Genomic DNA, 24090 nt, shown 5'->3' with positions numbered 1-24090 from the left:
GACCTGCTACGGCTGCGGATTGTCGCGATCAGTTTCGGGAGCATGAGAGACGATCTCCTCTACGGATGATGGGGCGGGGTTGGGCTGACATCCCGTCGGCTCCTCGGGGTCGACCCAGACGGGCGACGACCAGGCCATCTCCCCGTCGATCTGGATGACTCGTACGTAGTAGTAGGCGGCGCCGCCGGGATCATCCGTCCACGTCAGCCTCCGCTCGGTCCCGCCGAGCGACGTCAGCCCACCTGTTCCGCGGCCCAGGCTCAGCCGCCCGCCGTCCCCTCCCGGCATTTCGACCGCCCCGGCCAGCAGCTTGCCCAGCGCCACGGTGGTGCCACCCTGCCCGGTCCGCAGGTCGACCACGGCCTCCGGCGGGCCGACCAGGGTCAGCTCGATCCCGCCGCGCTGCGAACCGTACGGCTCCCCGAACGACTTGGTGTGCGCCGTCCACCGCACCTCGCCCGCGTCGGCCGAGGTGACCTCGGGGCTCCAGAACGGCGTCTGCACCACCTCGCCGCCGTCGATCCGCAGCCGTCCGCTCCAGTCGGTGGTCACGCGGCTGCCGCCGAACTCCACGCGCAGCGGCAGCTCCACCCAGCCGTCCGGCAGCCCCAGGTCGGGCGCCAGGCTCCGGATCGTTTCGCCGCCCCTGACCAGCTCGATCCGCGCGAGGTCGCGGAAGCCGCGGGCGTACACCTCGATGTCGACCGGCCCATCGCGCCGGATCTCGCCGCCCATGAAGGCACCACCCACGCGTACGTCGACGAGGACGTCCCGGGTGGTCGCCCCGAACACCCGGCGCGCCTGGAGCGCGTCGAACACGCCCTGCCGGGTGAGGTGTTCGGCGAACGCGCCGACGTAGCTCGCGCCGTTGCCGTGGTCCGAGCTGGCGATCAGCCCGAAGCGGTGCCCCCGGCGCAGCCCGTCCACCACGAACGTCCCGTCCAGCGTGCCGTCCGAGTACTGCCGGAAGCAGCCCTGGCCCTCGTAGTTGCCGCGGCACGCCTGGAAGACCTCCACCAGCCGCAGGTACTGCGGGTCGTAGTAATCCCAGTCGTACGGGATCATCGCCGAGCCGGGGTGGTGCGGAATGGTGAGCGCCGGGTAGTCCGGGTGCCGGCGCAGGCTCGCCCACAGTCCGTCGGGCGTCTGCGAACCTGCGGCGAACGACGAATAGATCGGCGCGCCGCGCTCCTCGGAGCCGTAGATCACGTTCTGGTGGCCGGTGTTGCCGGTCCACTCGAACCCGTACAGCGGCACGAAGCGGTGGTCGACCCGGAACAGGTCGGCGATCTTCTGGATCGACCACCACTGGTAGGCGCTGCTGTTCTCGGAGTGGTCGGTGACCGCCCAGAAGTCGTAGTCGCAGACGTCCCAGCCGTAGCGGTAGAAGTCCTCCAGCGACGGCTCGTCACCGGAGGTGCACCGGCTGACCAGTGAGTGGCGGTGCAGGTCGCCCCAGTAGAGGGTGAGTTCGCTGCCGTCGACTTCGGTGCGGTACCGCGGACTGGCGGTCGCGGCCCAGGCCCGGGCCTCGCGGCGGTCGCTGCTCTCCACCACCGGGAGGCGGCGTGCGGCGTGTGCGGGACCGCCGGCGGCGGGCAGCACCGCGGAGCCGATCGCGCCGACGCCGTGCATCCCGTGCCACACCACCGACCCCAGGTGCTCCAGCAGAACAGGGCACTCCCGGCCGCCGAAGCCCTCCGTCCAGGTGAGGCTGCGCTCCAGACGGCCGTCGGTCTGCCAGGCCAGCACGACACGGTCGCCGGCGCGCGCCACCGCCACCTCCTCCAGCGTCCCGTCGCTGCGGCCGAAGGTGACCGGCTTCGACCAGCCCTCGGGGCCGAGCGTCTGCGCGGCGACCTCCCAGTAGTACGTCATGAGCGGCAGCCGCCGGTGGATGCGGTACGCGACGGTCAGCCCGCCGGACGCGTCCGCGGCCAGCCGGGGCAGCCCGCCCGGCACCACGTCCAGCCCCTCGGCGAGCGCACCCTCGGCCTCCAGCAGCCCGTCCTCGGTCACCTGTACGACCTTCAAGGCCGCCGTGACCTCGGGCAGCAGCTCCGGCGGTACGGCATCGCCGCTGTCCCGCATGCCGATGACGTGCGGCGGTTGGGGAAGTTCCGCCGCGGGCCGCAGCCGGGTCGGGCCGGAACCGCCGTGCCCGTGCACCGCGATGAGGTCGAACGCACACCACAGCGCGCCGTCCGCGGTCACCGCGAGGCTCGGGTGCAGCGCGTAGTCCGTCCCCGAACTCACCGGGCGCACCGGGCCCAGCGCCCCCGACCCGTCCGCCGTACACACCACGACCCGGTACGACCCGGCCACGTACTCCGACCACGCGTACGCGCTGCCGCCGTCCGGCAGGGCCACCACGGCCGGATCCCAGGCGTTGCCCGCCGCCCCCTCGCTGACCAGCCGGGCCTCGCCCCACACACCCTCGTACCAGCGCCGGGACCAGATGCCGAAGCCGGACCCGTGCGGGCCCTGCCATACCACCTCGACGCCGCCGTCCGCGTGCGCCACGACCTCCTGGTTGAACGACGGGTGGCCGGTGCCGCTCACCCGCTGCGCGGGACCCCATCCGGTGGTGGGGTCGTGGCGATGCGCCCACACGTCCACGTGACCGTCTGCATCAGCCCGCCCATAGCACAACCAGCCGGCGCCCACAGCGTCGAAGGCGGCGGACGGGCGGAAGCAGTCGGACGGCTCGCCGGTCAGCACGACCGGCTCCGCCTCGACGCCGGGGCCGTCCGCCAGCGCCGCGACGACCCGCTCCCCGACCCCGTCCTGCCACTCGACCCACACGTGCAGGACTCGGCCGTCGTCCGCCGCCGCGACCGCCGGCCGGGCCGCCGAGCGCCCTTCGCACACCATCCGGCCGGGCAGCCGGCGGTGACCCGGCAGTTGGGGCGCGGCGCCCAACTCCCGCTCTGCCGCGGCCAGATACTCGGTGAGCCGTCCGCCGCCCTCGTCGACCCACATGTAGCGCAGCGGGTCGGGGTCCAGGACCGCGACGACGGCCGAGATGTCCGTGCACGCGTCGATCGCGGCGGCCAGGCGGCGGTTGAAGGCGAGCACGCTGTCGAGGTCCATCCGCTGGCGTTCGGTGTAGCCCGCCTGGTGGTGGTCCAAACCACAGCAACTCATCATCGCGAGGCGTCCCTTCGGGGCGTCGTGGTCGACAGGGGCAGAGAGACCGGGCCGGGAGCGAAGGCCGGGACCTCGGGAGCGCAGGCTCGGGGCGAAAGCCCGGGAGTGCAGGCCCGGGGTGAAGCACTGAAGGCAGCGGCGCCTTGTTGCCGGACACAATCCCGCCCCTGCGGCCGTCTCTACAACAGGGTCCGCCCGGTGGAGGAAGACCAGATCTTGACGGCACCCATAGGATCATCCTATGGAACGTCGCCAGCTGGAGTACTTCCTCGCGATCGTTCACAGCGGCGGGTTCACCAGCGCCAGCCGTCGCCTGCGGGTGGCGCAGCCGTCCCTGTCGCAGGCGATACGGGCGCTCGAACGCGACCTCGGCGCGCCTCTGTTCCACCGGCTGGGCCGCGGCGTCGGCCTCACGGCGGCCGGTGAGGCGCTGGTCCGGCCCGCCCAGCAGGTGCTGCGCGACTTCGCCACCGCGCGCGCCTCTGTGGAGAGCGTGATCGGGCTGGCCGGCGGACTGGTCGACATCGTCGCGCTGACGACTCTCGCCGTCGACCCGCTGGCCGACCTGATCGGCCGGTTCCGGGAGAAGCACCCGCTGGTCGACGTCCGCGTCACCGATCCCGAGCACGACGACGCGGTGACCCGCATGGTCCGTACCGGGGAGTGCGAGCTGGGCCTCGCCGAATCGCCGGGTGACATGGACGGGCTGGATCATCTGCGCCTGCCGGAGCAGCAGTTCTTCGCGGTGCTGCCGCCCGGCGCCGGCGCCGGGCGAGACGGCCGGGAGGCTTTGCCGGTCACGGAACTGGCGGGCTTCCCGTTCGTCTCGACACCGCAGGGCACCGCCATGCGTGCCCTGGTCGACGACGTGCTGACCGTGGGCGGCAGGCCGCCCCGGGTCGCGGTCGAGACCACACACCGGGCCGCCATCGCCCCCCTCGTCCTGGCCGGCGCGGGTGCCGCACTGCTGCCGCGCCGGCTCGCGGAGGACGCAGCCGGCCAGGGGGCAGTCGTGATGGCGACGACACCCCGCCTGGTGCGTGGCGCGGTGATGATGTGGCGCTGCGAGCAACTGGCGCCCGCGGCGGCGGCGTTCGTGGAGTTGTGCAGAAGAGGCCCGGCCCGGGGGGAGCCGGTTGTGGAGTGACATCCGTGCCCGGCCGTGATGGCAGAGGGCCCGGCGGGCTCACAGGTCGGGGGGAGGTCACACGATGGGGGTGTCGGAGCCCTCGCCTTCGTGGGAGATCTTCTCCGGCACGTCCCCGAAGGGGGGCGGCGGCGGAGCAGATGGTCCGGCAGGGCCCGGCAGCCCCGAGCGAGCTGTCGGGTCGAGCAGCGCTTGGTAGCGGCCGACGGCCGGGATGCCGATGCTGCGCAGCGTGGCCCACATCGTCACCTGGTTCGCGGAGAGAACCGGTATCCGCAGCTCCGCCTCCAGCTGCGGGATCACGTCGTACGTGGGCAGGTTGGTGCAGCTGATGAACAGTGCGTCGGCGCCCTCGGCGACGCCCCCGCGGGCCATGTCCAGCACTGCCTGGTACGGCACGCGCCAGATCTCCCCAGTCAAGCCGAGGTACTCGCGTCCGGTCACGGTCACGCCCCCCTCGGCGAGGTATTCCTCCAGCGCGTCGGTCAGCGACTCCGTGTAAGGGGTGATGACGGTGACCCTGCGGGCGTCGAACTCCGCCAGTGCTTCGAGCAGCGCGCCCGAGGTGGTGGTCGCGGGGATCGGTACCACCTCCCGAACCGTCTCGCACATGGACCGTTCGCCGACGATGCCGTCGATGAAGCTGCCGGACGTGCATGCGTAGGCAACCGCCTCGGGGCCCACGGCACTCAGCGCGAGCACGGCATCCCGCAGGGTCTGGTGCTCGCTGACGAGCCTGGCCATGTCCGGGGACACCTCGACCGGTACGTACGGTGTTCGGGCCAGATGCAGGGAGACGTCGTCCGGCACCCAGCGCCACAGCTCTCGGTCCAGGGCGAAGTCGAACGGTGCGATGACTCCGATACCACGCTGCGGAGCGGGGCCGCCGAGAAAGGTGATGTCCAAAGGAACTCCTGGTTGGGAAGGAGCGACGTGACGTCGTCGGGCGAGTGCAGGATGGGATGCCTGTGTGCGGGGCGGCGTCTCAGAGCACGTCGGCGGCCGCGTGCTGGATCACCGAAAGCTGGTCATAGCGCGTCCAGGACGCCTCGTTGGCCAGCAGGGGAGTGTCAATGCGACCGCGCACGTACGCCATCTGCGGCAAGTTCCGGCCCGAGACGGGCTGCCCGGCGAGTTGGGCGGCGTGGCGCACGTGCGGGACTTGGGCGCGTAGCGTGTGCTGTTCCATCTGCCGTGCGATCAGCACGGGCTGGCCGGCCGCCGGCACGACGAGCAGGGTGAGGGCGAAGTACCCCAGGTGGTCCAGGCCCGTCTGGTGGTAGATGCTCTCGGGTCCGGCGAGCACCACGGCCGCGAGGTCCCTCTCACGCATCGCTTCGCGTAGGGCGGCCGCTCTGCTCTCGTATTCGGGGATGTCAAGGCGTCCTGCAGCCGCCGTGACATCGGCGGCTGCCAACGTTTGGGTTGTCACGAGCGTCAGTGTGAAGTCCGCCCCGACCGCAGGACCAGCAAGATTTTCCTGTGGCTGCCGTTAGTGTTCCTACATGTTTGAAGTACGGCGGCTCAGGCTGCTTAGGGAGCTTGCCGCGCACGGAACGGTCGCCGCCGCCGCTGAGGCCTGCGCGCTCACCCCATCGGCGGTCTCGCAGCAGCTTTCGCTGCTCGAACGGGAGGCCCGCACCCCGCTGTTCATCCGCTACGGCAGGAGGCTGCTGTTGACGGAGGCGGCGAAGGTGCTGGTGGCGCACACCGAGATCATCCTGACCCAGCTGGAGCGGGCCCGCGCGGAGGTGTCCGCGCTCGACCACCGGGTGCAGGGCACGGTGCGGCTGGCGGCCTTCCCGAGCGCCGCCAGCGGGGTGGCCGCGCCGGCCATCGCCGCCTGCCAGGCCTATCACCCGGACCTGAACGTGGTGCTCAGCGAGGAGGAGCCGCCGCAAAGCCTGGTCGATCTGCGGATGCGCCGCATCGACATCGCCCTGGTCTACGAGTACAACCTGCTGCCTCGGCTGCCGCACTCGGGCGTCGACCTGGAGCCCGTACTCCAAGAACCCCTCCTGCTCGCCCTGCCGCGCCGCCACCCGCGGGCCGACGCCGAGGGACCCCACACCTTGGAGGCGCTGCGGGACGAGCACTGGATCGCTCCGCGCCGGGACGACTCGCTGCGCACGGTGCTCGAGCGGGTCTGCGAGAGCGCGGGCTTCGCCCCGCGGCTCGATTACATCAGCGACGACTACTCCGTAGTGCTCGCGCTCGTGCGGGCGGGGCTCGGCGTCTCGCTCGTGCCCCGACTGGTCGTGGAGCAACTGGCCGCGGACGTGACGCTGCGGCCAGTGGAAAACCTTCGGCTGACCCGTACGGTCTCCATCGCCACGCGGGCGGGCAGCCCGGCCGATTCGGTCATCAACGCACTGGTCCTGGCGCTGCGACGGGCGGCCCGCCAGGGGTGAGAACCCCCCGGCGCAGGGCCCCGGGCAGCCGCGTTTGCGGGAGATGCCGTCCGAACTGCGCGTGGCACGCCTCTTGTCACATGCCGAGGGGGGTGCTCTGATGTCCCGCGTTCGAGGGATCGCGCCCTCCACGGCGACCGCACTGTAGCCCCGGTTTCCCCTGTCCACCAGACCGTGACGGTCTGGTGGACAGAGGCCTGGCCGGATGCCCCGGGGCGGGTACGGCTCGATGGCGGCCAGTGTGCGGTCGAGCACCCGCCTGGCGACGCCGAGTTGACCCCTGGTGAGCCAGGTAAGGCCACAGCACAGCCGGTTCGGCGGCAGCAGCACTGCGAAGCCGGCGTGTTCCAGGACCTCCACCGCGGCCTGGCCGACCTCAGGCGTGAAGAAACTCGTCCACACTGCCGCGGGGAACGGCGGCATGCAGCGCCTCTTACAGCGCGCCGAGGGCGCCCGGGTCGGGGAGGGGAGGGTGGGAAACCATGGTGATGAGCCAACCTCTGAACATCTGTGGATCCGGACGGGCCGGCGGCCGAGCGGTGGAGGGCCCGCCGGCCCGTGGCGCGGGCCGGTGTCCGGCCACTGCGCCGTGACAGTCGGGATGCGGACCGTGCGGTCCGCTCAGCCGAGGACCTCGGCCACCGCCTCGGACCAGAGGTCGAGGCCCTTGCGTATCTGCTGGGCGGTGATCACGAGCGGCGGGATCATGCGGACGACCTGACCCTGGGCGCCGCAGGTGAGCAGCAGCAGGCCGCGCCGGCCGGCGGCCGCCTGGACCTGGGCCGCGGTCTCGCCGTCGGCGCGGCCGTCCGCCGTGACGAACTCGCTGCCGGCCATCAGCCCGAGGCCGCGCACGTCGCCGATGCCCCTGGTGCCGTCCGGCGTGTACCGGGAGGCGACCGCGCGCAGGCCGGAGATGAGTTCGGCGCCCCGCTCGGCGGCGTTCTCCACCAGCTTCTCGTCCTGGATGACGTCGAGGGTGGCGATCGCCGCCGCGCACGCGACCGCGTTGCCGCCGTAGGTGCCGCCCTGCGAGCCGGGCCACGCCTTCTCCATGAGCTGCGTGGGCGCGGCGATGGCGGACAGCGGGAAGCCGCTGGCCAGACCCTTGGCGGTGACCACGATGTCGGGACGGCCGTCGAAGTGGCCGTGGCCCCAGAACCGGCCGGTGCGGCCGAACCCGGTCTGCACCTCGTCGATGATCAGCAGGATGCCGTGCCGGTCCGCCCGCTCTCGCAGGCCCCGCAGAAACGCCGTGTTGGCCGGCACGTAGCCGCCCTCGCCGAGCACGGGTTCGACGACGAAGGCCGCCGTGTCGGCCGGGGCGGTGACGGTCGCGAGCAACTGGTCCAGCTCGCGCAGCGCGAACTCGGTGGCGGTCTCCTCGTCCCAGCCGTAGTGGAAGGCGTTGGGGAACGGTGCGATCGCCACGCCCGGCATCAGCGGGCCGAAGCCGGAGCGGAACTTGCTCGCTGACGTGGTCAGCGATGCCGCGCCGATCGTCCGGCCGTGGAACGAGCCCTGGAAGACGACGATGTTCGGCCGCGCGGTGGCCTGCTTGGCCAGCCGCATGGCGGCTTCGACCGCCTCGCTGCCCGAGTTGACGTAGAAGAGCGAGTCGAGGCCCTCGGGCAGCACCTCGCCAAGTCGCTCGGTGAGGGTGAGCAGCGGCCGGTGCATCACGGTCGTGTACTGGCCGTGCACCAGCGTGGCCACCTGGCGCTGGGCGGCCTCCACCACGCGGGGGTGGCAGTGGCCGGTGCTGGTGACGCCGATGCCGGCGGTGAAGTCGAGGTGGGCGCGGCCGTCTTCGTCGTACACGTAGACGCCCTCGGCCCGGGCGGCCAGCACGGGGGTGGCCTGCTTGAGGACGGGGGAGAGCTGGCTCATGGTCGGCTCCTTCACGGTGAGCACGCAGGTGGCCGTGGCGGCGGGCGGCACCCGACCGCGGCGCGTACGGAGAATTGTTGATCGTAAGATTGTCAACAACCTACATTCATGCAAGCATGGGTAGCGCCCGTTGTCCATGGCCTCGTCCGACCGGAAGACCGGAAAGCCAGGCGGAGTCCATCGAAAGCACTGGGGGTACGCAGTGACCACACAGGCCGAACACGAGCGGGCGGTGGTGGACGCCGTCCCCACGGGCCTCTTCATCGCGGGCAGTTGGCGGCCCGCCGCGTCCGGAGCGGTCTTCGAGGTCGAGGACCCCTCGGTTGCCCGGCCGCTGTGCACCGTGGCCGATGCCGACCCCGCGGACGCCTTCGACGCGCTGGCAGCCGCCCATGCCGTGCAGGAGTCCTGGGCCGGCCATCCGCCGCGGGAGCGCGGCGAGATCCTGCGCCGGGCGTACGAGTTGATCCATGCACGGATCGACGACCTCGCCCTGCTGATGACCCTGGAGATGGGCAAGCCGCTGGCGGAGGCGCGAGGTGAGGTGGCGTACGCCGCCGAGTTCTTCCGCTGGTTCGCGGAGGAGGCCGTACGCATCGACGGTGGCTACGCGGTCTCATCAGACGGCAAGGACCGACTGCTGGTCATGCGACGCCCGGTCGGCCCCACGCTGCTGATCACACCGTGGAACTTCCCGCTCGCCATGGGCACCCGCAAGATGGGGCCCGCGGTCGCCGCCGGCTGCACCATGATCGTCAAGCCGGCCGAGCAGACACCGCTGTCCATGCTGATGCTCGCGGAGATCATGGCCGAGGCCGGGCTGCCTGAGGGGGTACTCAACGTCATCACCAGTAGTCGGCCGGGCGAGGTGGTCGAGCCACTGATGCGAGACGGTCGGGTGCGCAAGGTCTCCTTCACCGGTTCCACGGCGGTCGGGCGGCTGCTGATCGCCCAGAGCGCGCAGGAAGTGCTGCGGGTGTCGATGGAACTCGGCGGCAACGCCCCGTTCATCGTCTGCCAGGACGCCGACCTCGACGCGGCCGTCGAGGGAGCCATGCAGGCCAAGATGCGCAACATCGGCGAGGCGTGCACCGCTGCCAACCGCCTATACGTGCACGAGAGCATGGCCGACGAGTTCGCCCGGCGCCTTGCACAGCGCATGGGCAGCCTGGTTGTCGGGCGCGGCACGGAGCCCGGCGTCGAGGTCGGGCCGCTGATCGACGAGGACGGCCGCGGTAAGGTGCGCCACTTGGTCGACCAGGCGCTCGACGGCGGGGCCAAGGCACTGACCGGCGCTGAGTCCCTGGCGGGTGACGGGTACTTCTACTCGCCCACCGTGCTCGTGGACATCCCTGCGGACGCCGCGCTGCTGCACGAGGAGATCTTTGGGCCCGTGGCGCCGGTCATCCCCTTCGACGACGAGGACGAGGTGATCACGGCCGCCAACGCCACGCCGTACGGCCTCGTCTCATACCTGTTCACGGAGAACCTGAGGCGCGCCTTCCGGATCTCCGAGCGGCTGGACACCGGAATGATCGGGCTGAACAAGGGAGTCGTCTCCAACCCCGCCGCTCCATTCGGTGGCGTCAAGCAGTCCGGGCTCGGCCGTGAGGGCGGCCGGGCGGGCATCGAGGAGTTCCTGGAGACCCGCTACCTGGCGATGCCGATGTCCTGACGCCGACACCGGGCTGGGGCGCGACACCCCAGCCCCGACCGTGCCGGCCAGCCCCGACCGTGCCGGCCCGGCACCGACCGGAAACCCTGCCGGCGACGAGCCGCCGCACAGCACCCAATCCGAGCAACCAACGGGCCGAGAGGCCGAGGAACGGAGGGCGTGGCAGATGGACCGCCACATCGAGATCTCGCTGGCGAAGCGCGCAGTCAGCTGCGTGGCCAAGCTCCTGGACGACCGGGCGCCGCGCACCTGCGAGGCGGTATGGAACGCCCTGCCGCTGGGCAAGGACGTCTTCCACGGCAAGTACGCGCGCAACGAGATCTACACGCTGGTGCCGGCGTTCGCGCCGGAGGAACCGGGCACGGAGAACCCGACGATCACGCCGATCCCCGGCGACGTCGCCTACTTCACGTTCGCCAACTGGCAGTTGAACACCAGCTCGCACGGTTACGCCCAGGGCGGGCGGCCGCAGGCCGCAGAGAGCATCGTGGACCTCGCTGTCTTCTACGAGCGCAACAACCTGCTGCTCAACCCGGACACCGGCTTTGTGCCCGCCAACATCTTCGCCACCATCGTCGACGGCCTTGACCGCATGGCCGAGGCGGCACAGGACCTGTGGCTGTCCGGTGTGACCGGCGAGTCACTCACCTTCCGGCGGGCCTGACCCGTCCAGAGGCGAGGGCGGTGGTCCCGGGAGCTTTCCCGGGACCACCGCCCCTCGTTCGTCGGGCCGTTGGCCTGCCTCGGCGCTCAGCCTCGCGGGCTCACCGGCGCAGCCGAGACGGTGCCCTCGGCCGCCAGTGCCTCGAACAGCGCGTGCGACGCGCGCAGCACCAGGCTGTCCTGGTGCCTGGCCGCGACCAGCTGCACGCCCACCGGCAGTCCGTCCGACGCCACCCCGCAGGGCACGCTGGCCGCCGGCTGCTGGGTCAGGTTGAACGGGTAGGTGAAGGGCGTCCAGCCGGTCCACCTCCTCAGGCCGCTGTCCGGCGGGACCTCGTGGCCCGCCTCGAACGCGGTGCCCGGCACAGTCGGCGTGATCAGCAGGTCGTACGTGCGGTGGAAGCGGCCCATCAGCACGCCGAGCGCCATCCGCTCGTCGACGGCGCCCAGATAGTCCAGGGCGCTCATCGACTCGGCCTGGCGGCACACCTCCTGCAGCCGTGGGTCGAGCCGTCCGAACTGCTCCGGGGTCAGGCGCTCCACGACCTTGGCGGCGCCCGAGAACCACAGGGTGTGGTACGCCTCGACCGGGTCGGCGAAGCCAGGGTCCGCCTCCTCGACCTCGGCCCCGAGGCCGGCCAGGACGTCGACCGCGTGCCGCACGCGCGCGGCGACCTCGGGGTCGACGGGGGCACCCGCGAGCGTCGGGCTGTACGCCACGCGCAGCCCGCGCACGCCCCGGCCCCCGCCGACCGCGTCCCCGTCCAACTCGGCGCGGAAGCTGCGCTCGTAAGGCGCCAGCCCGGACCAGTCGCGGTAGTCGGCCCCGCACAGCACGTCCATCATGAGCGCGGCGTCCGCGACCGTACGGGTCATGGGCCCGGCATGCGCGAGCGTGCCGAAGGGGCTCGCGGGGTAGAGCGGGATCCGCCCGTACGTGGGCTTGAGGCCGAAGATCCCGCAAAAGGCGGCGGGGATACGGACCGAGCCCCCGCCGTCGGTGCCCACGGAGAGCGGGGCGAGACCGACCGCGACCGCCGCCGCGCTGCCGCCGCTCGAACCGCCGGACGTACGCCTCACGTCCCACGGGTTACGGGTGACGCCGGTGCGCGGGCTGTCGGTGACGCCCTTCCAGCCGAACTCCGGGGTCGTCGTCTTCCCGACCAGGACCGCCCCGTGCTCGCGCAGTCGTGCCACCGACGGCGCGTCCTCCTCGCAGGGAGCGTCGGGGTCCATGCTCAACGAGCCGCGCAGCGTGGGCCAACCCCTTGTCAGCAGCAGGTCCTTGACGGACACCGGCACTCCGTCGAGCAGCCCGCACGGCTCACCCCGCCGCCAGCGCTCCGCGGAGGCGGCGGCGTCGCGGCGGGCCGCGCCGGGGTCGACCAGACAGTACGCGTTCACCAGCGGGTCGACCCGCTCGATGCAGGCGAGCACGGCGTCGACGACCTGGACGGGCGACAGGCTTCCGTCCCGGTAGCCCGCGACCAGTTCGGTCGCGGTGCGCGCGCACAGGTCGTCCTGCGCGTCGTCCCTCTGCGTCTGCCCGGCGCCGGCGGCCTGGTCGGCGGGTGCGGTCATGGCGAGCCCTCCTCGGTGTGCGGGGTGTCGCCCGGCGCCTCGCCCACGGGCACATACCCCAAAGTGTTGTCGACGACGTTGCGCAGCGGGCGGTCCGCGGCCCAGCGCGCGAAGTTGGCGAGGAACAGCTCCGCGAGATCCTCCAGCCAGCCGTGGATGTCGGCCGACATGTGCGGAGAGACCAGCAGCCCCGGCACAGTCCACAGGGGGCTGTCCACCGGCAGCGGCTCCTGGCGGAAGACGTCGAGCGCGGCGCCGGCGAGCCTGCCGTCGCGCAGCGCCGCCACCAGGTCGTCCTCCACAACCAGCGGGCCACGGCCGACATTGACGAATCGCGCGCCCCGTTTCATCCGCGCGAACGCCGCCGCGTCGAACATGTCCGCGGTCTCACTCGTCAGCGGCGCGGCGCTCACCACCCAGTCCGCGTCCGGCAGCAGCCCCGCCACCTCGCCGAAGCCGTGTACCCGGCCGAACTCGGCGTCCCGCTCGCGCGCCGTACGGGAGACCAGTGCCACCCGGAGACCGAGGGCGCCCAGCACCCGCGCGACGGCCCGGCCGACAGGGCCGCCGCCGACCACCACCGCGCGCGTGCCCGCCACACGCTCGGTCTCCCGGTGCTGCCAGATGCGGGAGTGCTGGCGGTCGAGTGTGCCGGGCAGGTCCTTGGCCATGGCGAGGATCAGCCCCGCCACATACTCGGCGATTGGCTCCTCGAAGACGCCACGGGAATTGGTGATCACGGCGCCCGAGCGCAGCAGCGCCGGGAAGAGCAGCCTGTCCACGCCCGCGCTCGCGGTGTGCACCCAGCGCGGCCCGCCGCTCTCGGGCCAGGCGGCCGGCAGGGCGTCGGTGAGGAAGTCCCACACCAACAGGGCGTCCGCTTCGCGCAGCGCGCCGGCGAGATCCGCCTCGGGCACCCGCCACAGGTGCGCTCGGTCCTTGACGCGGTCGAGGTGCGGCGGCTCCTCTTCCCCCAGCACCACGACGAGGGGGAGTCCGGTTGTCCTCATGGCAGCCCTTCGGGTCGCTGCGATGTGCGCTTGGCTCGATCCGCCGCCGGAGCCGCACGGGAGCGGACCGGCGGGATGTATGACGTTCCGGAGCCCCTCTCGCCCGTCGGCCCTTCGAACCGATTGACACCGTAGGGTTGACGCTGTAGGATTGTCAACAATCTACAGTTTCGCAGGTGTGCCTTCCGGCGACCTGGGACGGCACCGAAAAAAAGCGGAGTACGACGGACGCGACTCGTCGCGATCCGTCCGGTTTAGAGAGGGCGATCACACGTGGCTGACCGCATGACGACGGTGGGTTTCCTCTACCCCGGGTATTCCGCGGAGGACGATTACCCCCTGCTGGAGAGCCTGATCGGCGGAGGAGCCCGACTCCCCCTGGTGCACACGGACATGGGCGAGGACGCGCACCGCGTGGACGCTCTCCTGGAGATGGGCGGCATCCACCGGCTGACCCAGGGCCTCGCGGAGCTCAAACAGCACGACATCGACGCCGTGATGTGGGCCTGCACCAGCGCCAGCTTCATCTACGGACGGCAGGGCGCCAGCCAGCAGGCCGAGGAACTCGCCCAAGCCGCGGGTGTCCCGGCGTCCAGCACCTCCTTCGCCTTCGTGCACGCACTCGAGGCGCTAGGCGTGCGCAGCGTCTCCATCGGCGCCACCTATCCGGAGGACGTCGCCGGGTATTTCGTCCGTTTCCTCGAGGACTCGGGAGTGCGGGTGACGCAGGTGTCGGGCAGAGGCATCATCACGGCGGCCGAGGTCGGTACGCTCTCTCGCGAGCAGGTTCTTGACCTGGCCAGGGCCAACGACCACGGGGACGCGGAGGCCGTCCTGCTCCCGGACACCGCCCTGCACACGGCGGCATGGCTGGACGATCTGGAGCGAGCAGTCGGCAAGCCCGTCCTGACGGCCAACCAGGTCACCGTCTGGGAGGGACTCCGGCTCGCGGGGGACACTGCTCCGCGGGACGGTCTCGGGCGACTGTTCCGCCACGGCACGCCGCCGCCCACACCGTCGGCCAGGTGACGGCGACACCGAAGAAGGAGAAGAGAGGACATGCCGGGAGTCAAACGGTTGCAGCCTGTCAGGCGTGAGCCTGCCGCCATTTCGATCGCCCACCAGCTGACGGAGGCGATCATGGACGGCACCCTGGCGCCCGGTTCTCAGCTGGGGGAGGCCGAGCTGGCCGCGGAGCTCGGCGTGAGTCGAGGCCCGGTGCGTGAGGCGATGCAGCGGCTCGTACAGCAGGGCATCGCCTACAGCGAGCCGCACCGCGGCGTCTTCGTGACGACCCTCACCGAGGACGACGTACGGGACATCTACCTCGCGAGAACGTCGGTCGAGTCGGCCGCCTGCCGTCTGATCCTGCAACGGGACCCTCACCGCTCGGCCGACCGGCTGGCGCGCGTGCACCGCGCCATGGCGGACGCCGCGAAACGGGGCGATCATGCAGCCCTCAGCGCCGCGGACACCGAGCTGCACCAAGTGCTCGTCGACGAGTCGGGCAGCCCCCGTCTCAAGCGCATGGCGCAGACGCTCTTCGTGGAAACCCGCATGTGCATCACGGCGCTGCAGGACAAGTACCCGGCGCCGGACGTGATGATCGACGAGCACGCGGCAATCATTCAGGCCATCCGCGACGGCAACGAGGAGCACCTGTTGCGGCTGATGGACGATCACATGCAGGATGCCGTATCCAGGTTGACCCAGAAGCCGGGGGAGGCCGTTCAGAACCCGGGTGCCGTTGCCGCCGGGTCCTGAACGGCCCCGGCTGCCCGCCAGGTCGGGCCCGGCGCCGACCTCGCACGGACGCGCCCCTTGGCCCCTTCCGACGCGGACGCCCGTCGTGTGCAGTTCGGCGAACACTGGCACAAAGCGCCCGAACAACGCGGTCCGGGCGGTGGTGATTCCGGCTTTCGGCATCCCCCGTGGCCTCGCTCAACTTGTGAGCCCTGTCGCTGATCAGGGGGCGGCCCCGGGTGGGACGCCACGGCGGGGGGCGGGTGTCGGCTGCCGGAGCCGGCGGAGGGCTGCCCTGCGCTCAGGGTCTGGTCGGGGCAGCCGGTCGATCGGCGTCCGATCCGGTCGATGGGTGTCCGCGGCACGTGGGAGGGCTTGAAGGCGGTAGGCCGGGGCAGTGACGGGGGCGGCATTATGCCCCGGTGCGGGCGCGCTGGTCGAGGGCGCGCAGCGCGAGGGCGACCAGCGCCGCGTCCTCCGGGCGGCGCACATCGCGCCCGGTCAGCTCCGCGAAGCGGCCCAAGCGGTGCTGGACGGTGTTGCGGTGGCAGTAGAGGGCGGCCGCGGTGTCCGCGATGGACCCGCTGCCGGCCAGGTGCACCCGTACGGTCTCCAGCAGCCGCGCCGCTTCCGGATCCGCGGCGGCCTCCAGCCCGCCCAGCACATCGTCGGCCAGGTCCCGCCCCAGATCCTCGGCGCGGTGCACCAGGACGTCGAGCCAGCTGTCCTCCAGCCGCCTCGGCCCCTGCGCGCCGGCCGGCAGCACGCGGGCGGTGGCGGTGGCCAGTTCCACCGCGCGGGGCACCGCCGCCAGCCCGGTCACCGCCGGCGACACCCCGCAGGGCGCGTCCCGCAGCTGGGCCAGGACCGCCTCCACCGTGGTCCGCGGGCCCAGCTGCACCGTCAGCACGACGTCGGAGGCCACCGCCTGTTGCTGAACCGGAGCGCCCGCGGCGCGCAGCGCCGTCGCGGCCAGCCGCAGCCGCGCTCCGTCCCCCGCCGGGGCGGCCGCACACAGGAAGCGCCCGGCCGCCCGGAAGCCCAGGGCCAGGGCGGCGTCCCGTACGACGGTGGGGTTGCGGCCCTCGCTCTCCAGCAGCCGGGTGAACCACATGCGGCGCTCGTCCTCCTCCAGGCGCCCCATCTCCAGCACCGTGCGCTGGTAGGCGGTCATGATGCCGGTGACGTGCCGCTCCACCGCCTCCCACACGTGGTAGGCGGAGGCCACCAGCTCCGCTGTGTCGTCCGTCCCCGCGCGCTGCACCAGCGCGGCCCACACCACCCGGAAGTCCAGCCGGGCCGCCTCCAGCAGGGAGTCCAGCGGCACGCCCTGGCGGGCCCGCATCTCCCCGACCCGCTCCGAGACGGCCGCGACGTGGTCCGGCACCGGCAGCCGGGCCACGGTGCGCAGCAGGAGCTCGAAGGCGTGCCATGCCGACTCGCGGAAGTCCTGGTCCGGGACCCGGTCGGCGTAGACGGTGCGGACCGGCCGGACCATCTCCAGCCAGAGCCCGATCAGCCCGTCGATGTCGTCCAGGCACTGCGCCGCGAGGTCGGCGATGCGCGGCGAGGGGGGCGGGAACGCCGAGGGCGGGGTGTGCATATGCACAATCGTGGCGGCAGCTTAGGTGACGTTTCAACGTTGGCCACACAACCGTAACCCTCGATGCTGGGCGCACCCGGAAGCCCGAACCGGGTCGGTCGTACCCCGGAGGTCCTGGCAGTGCATCTGACTCCTCGCGAGCTGGAGCGCGTCCAGCTGTTCACCGTCGCCGAGCTCGCCCGCCGGCGACGGGCCCGCGGCCGCCGCCTCAACGCTCCCGAGGCCATCGCCCTCATCTGCGACGAGGTGCTGGAGGCGGCCTGGGACGGGCTGTCCCTGGACGAGGTCATCGGGGTTGGCCGGGCCGTGCTCACCGAGGACGACGTGCTGGAGGGAGTGCCCGCCATGATCGGCACCGTCCAGGTCGAGGCGCTGTTCCCCAGCGGCACCGCGCTGGTCGCCATCGACAACCCGATCGCCGCGACCGGCTCCGCGCCGGCCCCGGGGGCGGTCCGCACCGCCGACGCGCCGGTCCTGATCAACGAAGGCCGCCGCCGGCTGCGGCTGACCGTACGCAACACCGGCGACCGTACCGTCTACCTGTCCTCGCACTACCCGCTCGCCGAGGCCAACCCCGTCCTGGAGCTCGATCGCGAGGCAGCCCGGGGCATGCGCCTGGACATCGCCGCGGGCACCGCGCTGGCCTTCGAGCCCGGCTGCGAGCGCGAGGTCGGCCTCGTGGCCGCGCACCACAGCGACGCGGATCAGGCCGGGCACGACGAGCAGGAGGAGCAGGCGTGACCACCGTCGACCGCCGTACCTACAACGCGCTCTACGGCCCCACCACCGGGGACCGGATCCGGCTCGCCGACACCTGCCTGTGGGTCGAGGTGGAGGCCGACGACGGCACGCCGGGCGACGAACTGCTCGGCGGCTGCGGCAAGACCGTGCGCGACGGGCTGCTCGCCTCGCCGCGCTCGGACCGCGCCTCGGCGCTGGACCTGGTGGTGGCGGGGGTGGTCCTGATGGACCCGGCCCTGGGCATCCGCAAGACCGACATCGGGATCAAGGACGGGCGGATCGTCGCCGTCGGCGGGGTCGGCAACCCCGACGTGATGCCGGTGGACTTCGCCATCGACTCGCACACCGCGATGGTCACCGGCGAGGGCCTGATCGCCACCGCCGGCATCGTCGACAGCCATGTCCATCTGTCCTCGCCCGAGGTCGCCCCCGCCGCGCTGGCCTCCGGGGTCACCACGGTCGTCGGCATGGGCCTGGGCGGGGTGTGGGACATCGGCTGCAACCCGGCGCACAATCTGCACATCCTGATGAGTGCCTGGCGCGGCACCCCGCTCAACGTCGCCTTCCTCGCCCGCGGTTCCTCCAGCTCCCGCGCCCTGCTGGACGAGTCCGTGCTCGCCGGAGCCGGCGGCTTCAAGATCCATGAGGACTTCGGGGCCACCCCGAGGATCATCGACAATTGTCTCGGCACCGCACAGGACGCCGATCTGCCGGTCGCCCTGCACACCGACTCGATGAACGAGTCCGGCTATCTGCGCGACACCATCGGCGCCACCCGGGGCCGTACGGTGCACGCGTACCACGTCGAGGGCGGCGGCGGTCACCCCGACCTGCTGGAGATCCTCTCCGAGCCGCACATCCTGCCGTCCTCCACCACCCCCACGGTCCCGTACACGGTCAACACCGTCGGCGAACTCTTCCCGATGACCATGACCGTCCACCGGCAGAACCACCATGTCGAGAGCGACGTCGAGATCTCCCGGAGCCGGATCCGCGGCCACGCCATCGCCGCCGAGAACGCCCTCCACGACCTCGGCGCGATCAGCATCATCAACTCCGACTCCATGGGCATGGGGCGGATCGCCGAGACCGTACGCCGCACCTGGCAGCTCGCCCACGTCCAGGCCCTGCGCGCGGGCCGCGGGGGAGTGGAACACCCGGCCAACGAACGTGTCCTGCGCTATCTGGCCAAGATCACGCTCAATCCGGCCATCGCCCACGGCCTCGCCCACGAGGTCGGCACCGTCCAGCCCGGCCGGCTCGCGGACCTCGTGCTCTGGCACCCCGCCTGGTTCGGCACCAAGCCGGAACTCGTCATCAAGGGCGGCTTCGTGGCCTGGGGCAACTCCGGCTCCGGCTCGGGCTCGACGCGGCTGACCCAGCCGCGGGTGTACCGCCCGTACTTCGGCGGGCTCGGCGACGCGCCCGCCCGGCTCTCGCGGGTGTTCGTCGCCGAGGCGGCGCTGCAGGACGCCGGCGCCCGCGCCGCGCTGCCCACCGGTCTGGAGTACGCGCCGGTGCGTGGTGCCCGGGGCCTGAGCCGCGCCGACATGCTCCGCAACACCGCCACCCCGCGCGTGGAGGTGCCGCGCGAGCCCGCGCCCGTCCTCGTCGACGGTGTCCCGACCTGCACCGAGCCCTCCACCGAACTGCCGCTCGCCCAGCTGCACCACCTGGCCTGACAGGACCGACAGGACGTACGAACCGATGCGACTCGATCTGCTGGTGCGCGACGCGCACATCCTCACCCTCGACGACGACCGGCCCGCCGCCCGGACGCTCGGCATCCTGCACGGCCGGATCGTCGGACTCGACGAGGACGTCGAGGGCCTGCCCGCGCGCCGCGTGCTCGACGCGGGCGGCGCCACCGTCGTCCCCGGCTTCAACGACGCCCACTGCCACACCGCCTGGTTCGGCCTCACCCTCACCCAGCTCGACATCTCCACCGCCCGGTCCGTCGACGAGGTGTACGCGGCCGTGGCCGAGCACGCTGCCGGACTGCCGGAGGGCGCCTGGGTGATCGGTGCCGGGCTCGACCACCACAAGCTCGGCGGCATCCACCCGCACCGCGACGGCCTCGACCGCGCGGCGGGCGGGCGGCCCGTCTGGCTCAAGCACACCTCCGGGCACGCCTGTGTGGTCAACTCACCCGTCCTGGCGCGGGCAGGCGCCCTCGGTCCCGGCTTCACCGACCCGGCCGGCGGTGTCGTCGTACGGGACCCCGACGGGCGGCCCTGCGGCCTGCTGGAGGAGACCGCCCAGGCACTCGTCCAGCGGCAGGTGCTGCCCTACCCCGTCGAGACGGTCGCCGACGCCATCGACGCCGCCACCCGCCACTACCTCACCGAAGGCGTCACCAGCTTCACCGAGGCCGGGATCGGCGGCGGCTGGATCGGCCACACCCCCGTCGAGCTGGCCGCCTACCAACTCGCCCGCGACACCGGGCGGCTGCACACCCGGGCCCAGCTGATGGCCGCCTCGGACGTACTGCACCCGCTCACTGCGCACGCCGACGACGGGATCACCCTCGGCCTCGACCTCGGCCTGCGCACCGGGTTCGGCGACGACCGGCTCTCCCTCGGACCGGTCAAGATCTTCCTCGACGGCTCGCTGCTCGGCCGCACCGCCGCCGTCACCGAGCCCTTCTGCGGCTGCCCCCACGACGCGGCCGGCGACCACGACACCGGCTACTTCCAGGCCGACCCCGAGGCCATGGCCGACACCGTCGTCGCCGCGCACCGCGCCGGCTGGACGGTCGCCGCCCACGCCATCGGCGACCGGGCCGTGGACCTCGCGCTGGGCACCTTCGCCCGCGCGCAGCGCGTACACCCCCGCCCGGGCGTCCTGCACCGCATCGAGCACGCCGGTGTCGTACGCCCGGACCAGCTCGCCCGGTTCGCCGAGCTCCGCGTCGTCCCCGTCCCCCAGCACAACTTCCTGTACGCCTTCGGGGACGCGATGGCCGCCGCCCTCGGACCGGAGCGCACCCCCTGGTCGTACCGGATGCGCTCGCTGCTGGACCTCGGCCTGCCGGTGCCGGGCAGCTCCGACCGGCCGGTGGCCCCTGGCGCCCCGCTGCCCGCCATCGAGGCCATGGTGCGGCGCCTCACCGAATCGGGCGCGCCGTACGGCCCGGAGGAGCGGGTGCCCGTGCTCGCCGCGCTCCGGGCCTGGACCGTCGGCTCCGCCCACGCCACCGGATTCGCCGGGCGCAAGGGCCGCCTCGCCCCCGGCCTGCTCGCCGACTTCACCGTCCTCGCCGCCGATCCGACCCGTACCGAAGCGGACCGGATCGGCGCGATCGAGGTCCTGGCCACCGCCGTGGACGGCGATCCCGTCCACGACCCGCACGGCCTCGCCTCACCGCTCACCCCACCCGCACCGCCCGTTGTTCCCCCGTCCCCCCGGGCCGCCCCGGCGGCCACCGTCCCCCAGGAGAACGCGTGAGCCACGACTCCACGTCACCAGCTCCCGTGAGAGCGACCCTCGCCGACATCAAGCGGCTGCTGTCCGCCGCCTTCATCGGCACCGCCCTCGAGTGGTACGACTACTTCCTCTACGGCACCGCCGCCGCGCTGGTGTTCAACAAGCTGTTCTTCCCCAGCCTCGACCCGACCGTCGGCACCATCGCCTCCTTCATCACCTTCGCCGTCGGCTTCGTCGCCCGCCCGATAGGCGCCGCCGTCTTCGGTCACATCGGCGACCGCTACGGGCGCAAGGCCGCGCTGATCATCACCGTCCTGCTGATGGGGGTGAGCACCGGCTGCATCGGCCTGCTGCCCTCGTACGACTCCATCGGCATCTGGGCCCCGGCCCTGCTCGCCACCCTGCGCTTCCTGCAGGGCGTCTCGGTCGGCGGCGAGTGGAGCGGCGCCATGCTGCTCACCCTGGAGCACACCCCGAAGGAGAAGCACGGCAGCTACTCCGCGGTGCCCCAACTCGGCTCGCCCGTCGGCACCCTGCTCTCCAGCGGCGCCTTCGCCCTCGTCGGCCTGCTGCCCGACGCCGCCTTCTACTCCTGGGGCTGGCGCATCCCGTTCCTCGCCGCCTTCGCCCTGCTGTTCTTCGCCCTCTACCTGCGGCTGCGCATCGAGGAGTCGCCGGTCTTCCGCGCCATGCTGGAGGACGCCGAGCAGAACGGCCCGGCGCCCGTGCCGCTGTTCGAGGCCTTCCGCCGCACCTGGGGCCGCATGATCATCAGCATCGGTGCCGCCTTGCTCGGCATCGGCGGATTCTTCCTGCTGACCACCTTCATCATCTCCTACGGCACCGAACAGCTGGGCATCGACAAGTCGGTGATGCTGAACGCCACCGTGGTCGGCTCGATCGTCGAGATCGGCGTCCTGGTCGTCGCGGGGCGGATCGCGGACCGCGTGGGCGCCTGGAAGGTGTGCGCGGTGGGCGGCCTGGTTTCGATGCTCGCCGCCTTCCCCGCCTTCTGGCTGGTCGACACCAAGCAGACTTCCCTGGTGTTCCTCGGCGTGGCGCTCGGTATCGGTGCCATCTCCATCCCGTACGCGCCGATCGGTGCCGTGGTCGCGGGCATGTTCCCCGACCGGTTCCGTTACAGCGCGGTGGCCATGTCCTACAACCTCGCCGGTGTCCTCTCCGGCTTCGTGCCGCTGATCGCCACCTGGCTGACCGGCGTCTCCGACGGCGCCTCCTGGAGCGCCGCCCTGCTGCTGATCCTCATCGCGGCCTGCACGGTGGCCGGTTCGTACGCCGCCGGGCCGCCGCTGCGGCGCCGGATCGGCACGGTCCCGCTGGACAACGACACCCCCGTGAAGGTCACCGCATGACCGAGCGCCACCCGGCCCGTACCGGCGGGCAGGTCCTCATCGACCAGCTCGCCGGTCACGGCGTCGACACCGTCTACGGAGTGCCCGGCGAGAGCTATCTCGCCGCGCTCGACGCCCTGTACGACGCACCGGTGCGGATGGTCGTGTGCCGCCACGAGGGCGGCGCGGCGTACATGGCCGAGGCGTACGGCAAGCTCACCGGCCGGCCCGGTGTCTGCTTCACCACCCGCGGCCCGGGCGCCACCAACGCCCTGGTCGCCCTGCACACCGCCCACCAGGACGCGACGCCGATGGTGCTGTTCATCGGGCTGGTCCCGCGCGGCCACACCGGCCGGGCGTCCTTCCAGGAGCTGGACCTGCGGGGCACGTTCGGGGCGAGCGCCAAGCTCGTCGAGACCGTCGAGGACGCCGCCCGCCTGCCCGAGTACGTCGCCCGCGCGTTCGCGGTGGCGAGCAGCGGGCGCCCCGGCCCGGTCGTCCTCGGCCTGCCGGAGGACATGCTCACCGATGTCGTACGGGTCCCGGACGCCGCCCCGGTGCCGGTGCCCGACGGGGCGGTGTCCGCGGCCGAACTGGCCCGGCTGGCCGATCTGCTGGCCGCCGCCGAGCGCCCCCTGGTGGTGCTCGGCGGCAGCCGCTGGACCCCCGCGGCCCGCGCCGACGTCACCGCCTGGGCCGAGGCCTGGTCCCTGCCCGTCGCCGTCGACTTCCGCTGCCAGGACCTCATCGACAACGACAGCGAGGTCTACATCGGAGCCCTCGGGTACGGCCGGGCCGACGCGCTCGCCCAGCGGGTGCGCGAGGCGGACCTGCTCATCTGCGTCGGGGCCGCACCCGGCGACGTCGCCACCGACGGCTTCACGCTGCTGCCCGGCGACGGCACCGGGCCCCGTATCGTCCAGGCCCTGCCCGAGGCACAGCCGCCGGGAATGCTCTACCGGCCCGAACTTGCCCTGCTCGCCGCCCCTGAGGCCTTCGGCCGCGCCGTAGCCGAGCTGCTGCCGGCCAGGCCCGTGGCCTGGGCCGTACGCACCAAGGAGGACCGCGCCGCGCATCTCGCCTACCGCGCGCCGCTGCACGAGGACGACCCGCTGGATCTGGGCGCGGTCTTCGCGGCCCTCGACGCCCGCCTGCCGCAGGAGCGGATCGTTACCTTCGGCGCCGGAAACCACGCCATCTGGGCCCAGCGCTTCCTCACCTACGGAGCAGAGAGCCGCCAACTCGCCCCGCGCAACGGCTCCATGGGCTACGGCATCCCCGCCGCGGTGACCGCCGCCCTCGCCGAACCGGGCCGCACGGTCGTCTCCGTCAGCGGCGACGGCTGCTTCCTGATGAACGGTCAGGAGCTGGCCACCGCGGTCGCCGAGGGCGCGGCTCCGCTCGTCGTCCTGCTCGACAACGGCACCTACGGCACCATCCGCCAGCACCAGGAGCAGACCTACCCCGGCCGGGTCAGCGGCACCCACCTGGCCAACCCCGACTTCGCCGCGTACGCCCGCGCCTTCGGCGCCCACGGCGAGACGGTCACCCGCACCGAGGAGTTCGGGCCCGCACTGGAGCGGGCCCTCGGCTCGGGAACGGCCGCCCTCATCCATCTCAAGGTCTCCGAGGGCCGGCTCGCCCCCGGCGTCACCGTCGAGAACCTCCGCAAGGAGCACCACCGTGTCTGATGCGACT

General features: G+C 72.3%; 18 protein-coding genes. 11 read left to right on the top strand and 7 right to left on the bottom strand.

Annotated elements, in window-relative coordinates; all coding sequences use genetic code 11:
* Positions 1 to 6: 6 nt before the first annotated feature.
* Positions 7 to 3132 carry a DUF3604 domain-containing protein gene (locus tag ACY34J_RS19385; protein ID WP_462727736.1) on the bottom strand — a complete coding sequence of 1042 codons (3126 nt, stop codon included), beginning with the start codon at positions 3130 to 3132 and terminating at the stop codon, positions 7 to 9.
* A gap of 259 nt (positions 3133 to 3391) precedes the next feature.
* On the opposite strand from ACY34J_RS19385, the gene ACY34J_RS19380 reads away from it, so the two are divergent.
* Entirely contained in the window at positions 3392 to 4297 is a 906-nt protein-coding gene (locus ACY34J_RS19380) for a LysR family transcriptional regulator (protein ID WP_462727735.1), read from the top strand.
* Positions 4298 to 4354: 57 nt separating this feature from the next.
* Here ACY34J_RS19380 and ACY34J_RS19375 read toward each other — a convergent pair whose 3' ends face one another.
* Both ACY34J_RS19375 and ACY34J_RS19370 read right to left on the bottom strand, forming a co-directional pair.
* On the bottom strand, positions 4355 to 5203 hold the full coding sequence (locus ACY34J_RS19375) for a maleate cis-trans isomerase family protein (RefSeq protein ID WP_462727734.1): 849 nt from the start codon (positions 5201 to 5203) through the stop codon (positions 4355 to 4357).
* 79 nt (positions 5204 to 5282) lie between these two features.
* The gene (locus ACY34J_RS19370) at positions 5283 to 5729 is read right to left on the bottom strand and encodes an aminopeptidase P family N-terminal domain-containing protein (protein WP_462727733.1); all 447 of its coding nucleotides are present in this window, start codon (positions 5727 to 5729) and stop codon (positions 5283 to 5285) included.
* Between the two features lie 73 nt (positions 5730 to 5802).
* Here ACY34J_RS19370 and ACY34J_RS19365 point away from each other — a divergent pair, with 73 nt between their 5' ends.
* On the top strand, positions 5803 to 6708 hold the full coding sequence (locus ACY34J_RS19365) for a LysR family transcriptional regulator (RefSeq protein WP_462727732.1): 906 nt from the start codon (positions 5803 to 5805) through the stop codon (positions 6706 to 6708).
* 621 nt (positions 6709 to 7329) lie between these two features.
* Here ACY34J_RS19365 and ACY34J_RS19360 read toward each other — a convergent pair.
* Entirely contained in the window at positions 7330 to 8598 is a 1269-nt protein-coding gene (locus ACY34J_RS19360; RefSeq protein ID WP_462727731.1) for an aspartate aminotransferase family protein, read from the bottom strand.
* Positions 8599 to 8833: 235 nt separating this feature from the next.
* On the opposite strand from ACY34J_RS19360, the gene ACY34J_RS19355 reads away from it, so the two are divergent.
* A complete protein-coding gene (locus tag ACY34J_RS19355) occupies positions 8834 to 10273 on the top strand; it encodes an NAD-dependent succinate-semialdehyde dehydrogenase (RefSeq protein ID WP_462727746.1) in 1440 nt (479 codons plus the stop codon).
* Between the two features lie 166 nt (positions 10274 to 10439).
* On the top strand, positions 10440 to 10937 hold the full coding sequence (locus ACY34J_RS19350; RefSeq protein WP_462727730.1) for a DUF3830 family protein: 498 nt from the start codon (positions 10440 to 10442) through the stop codon (positions 10935 to 10937).
* Positions 10938 to 11023: 86 nt separating this feature from the next.
* On the opposite strand, the gene ACY34J_RS19345 is transcribed toward ACY34J_RS19350, so the two are convergent.
* Positions 11024 to 12517, bottom strand: a complete 1494-nt coding sequence (locus tag ACY34J_RS19345; RefSeq protein ID WP_462727729.1) for an amidase — start codon at positions 12515 to 12517, stop codon at positions 11024 to 11026.
* Entirely contained in the window at positions 12514 to 13527 is a 1014-nt protein-coding gene (locus tag ACY34J_RS19340) for a D-2-hydroxyacid dehydrogenase (protein ID WP_462727728.1), read from the bottom strand. Before ACY34J_RS19340 ends, ACY34J_RS19345 begins: the two co-directional genes overlap by 4 nt.
* Before the next feature lie 285 nt (positions 13528 to 13812).
* Between ACY34J_RS19340 and ACY34J_RS19335 the strand changes: the two genes are divergently transcribed.
* Together ACY34J_RS19335 and ACY34J_RS19330 are read left to right on the top strand one after the other, a co-directional pair.
* The gene (locus tag ACY34J_RS19335; RefSeq protein WP_462727745.1) at positions 13813 to 14556 is read left to right on the top strand and encodes a maleate cis-trans isomerase family protein; all 744 of its coding nucleotides are present in this window, start codon (positions 13813 to 13815) and stop codon (positions 14554 to 14556) included.
* A gap of 30 nt (positions 14557 to 14586) precedes the next feature.
* Complete coding sequence (locus ACY34J_RS19330; protein ID WP_462727727.1) at positions 14587 to 15291, top strand: GntR family transcriptional regulator; 705 nt, start codon at positions 14587 to 14589, stop codon at positions 15289 to 15291.
* 391 nt (positions 15292 to 15682) lie between these two features.
* On the opposite strand, the gene ACY34J_RS19325 is transcribed toward ACY34J_RS19330, so the two are convergent.
* Complete coding sequence (locus ACY34J_RS19325; protein ID WP_462727726.1) at positions 15683 to 16873, bottom strand: PucR family transcriptional regulator; 1191 nt, start codon at positions 16871 to 16873, stop codon at positions 15683 to 15685.
* Between the two features lie 120 nt (positions 16874 to 16993).
* Here ACY34J_RS19325 and ureA point away from each other — a divergent pair, with 120 nt between their 5' ends.
* The 5 genes from ureA to ACY34J_RS19300 are packed head-to-tail and all read left to right on the top strand — an operon-like array spanning position 16994 to position 24083.
* Complete coding sequence (gene ureA, locus ACY34J_RS19320; protein ID WP_462727725.1) at positions 16994 to 17614, top strand: urease subunit gamma; 621 nt, start codon at positions 16994 to 16996, stop codon at positions 17612 to 17614.
* Positions 17611 to 19296, top strand: coding sequence for an urease subunit alpha (locus ACY34J_RS19315; protein WP_462727724.1), 1686 nt, complete (start codon positions 17611 to 17613; stop codon positions 19294 to 19296). Before ureA ends, ACY34J_RS19315 begins: the two co-directional genes overlap by 4 nt.
* A 25-nt stretch (positions 19297 to 19321) precedes the next feature.
* Positions 19322 to 21061 (top strand): amidohydrolase, encoded by a 1740-nt coding sequence (locus ACY34J_RS19310; protein ID WP_462727723.1) that lies wholly within the window; start codon positions 19322 to 19324, stop codon positions 21059 to 21061.
* Positions 21058 to 22413, top strand: coding sequence for an MFS transporter (locus ACY34J_RS19305; protein ID WP_462727722.1), 1356 nt, complete (start codon positions 21058 to 21060; stop codon positions 22411 to 22413). Before ACY34J_RS19310 ends, ACY34J_RS19305 begins: the two co-directional genes overlap by 4 nt.
* Positions 22410 to 24083: a thiamine pyrophosphate-dependent enzyme gene (locus ACY34J_RS19300; protein ID WP_462727721.1), complete on the top strand. Its 1674-nt coding sequence runs from the start codon at positions 22410 to 22412 to the stop codon at positions 24081 to 24083. Before ACY34J_RS19305 ends, ACY34J_RS19300 begins: the two co-directional genes overlap by 4 nt.
* Positions 24084 to 24090: the final 7 nt, after the last annotated feature.

It is taken from the genome of Streptomyces sp. HSS9-12, assembly GCF_054963655.1.
Note: the sequence above shows the minus strand (reverse complement) of the source record. Positions and strands in the feature narration are given on the sequence as shown.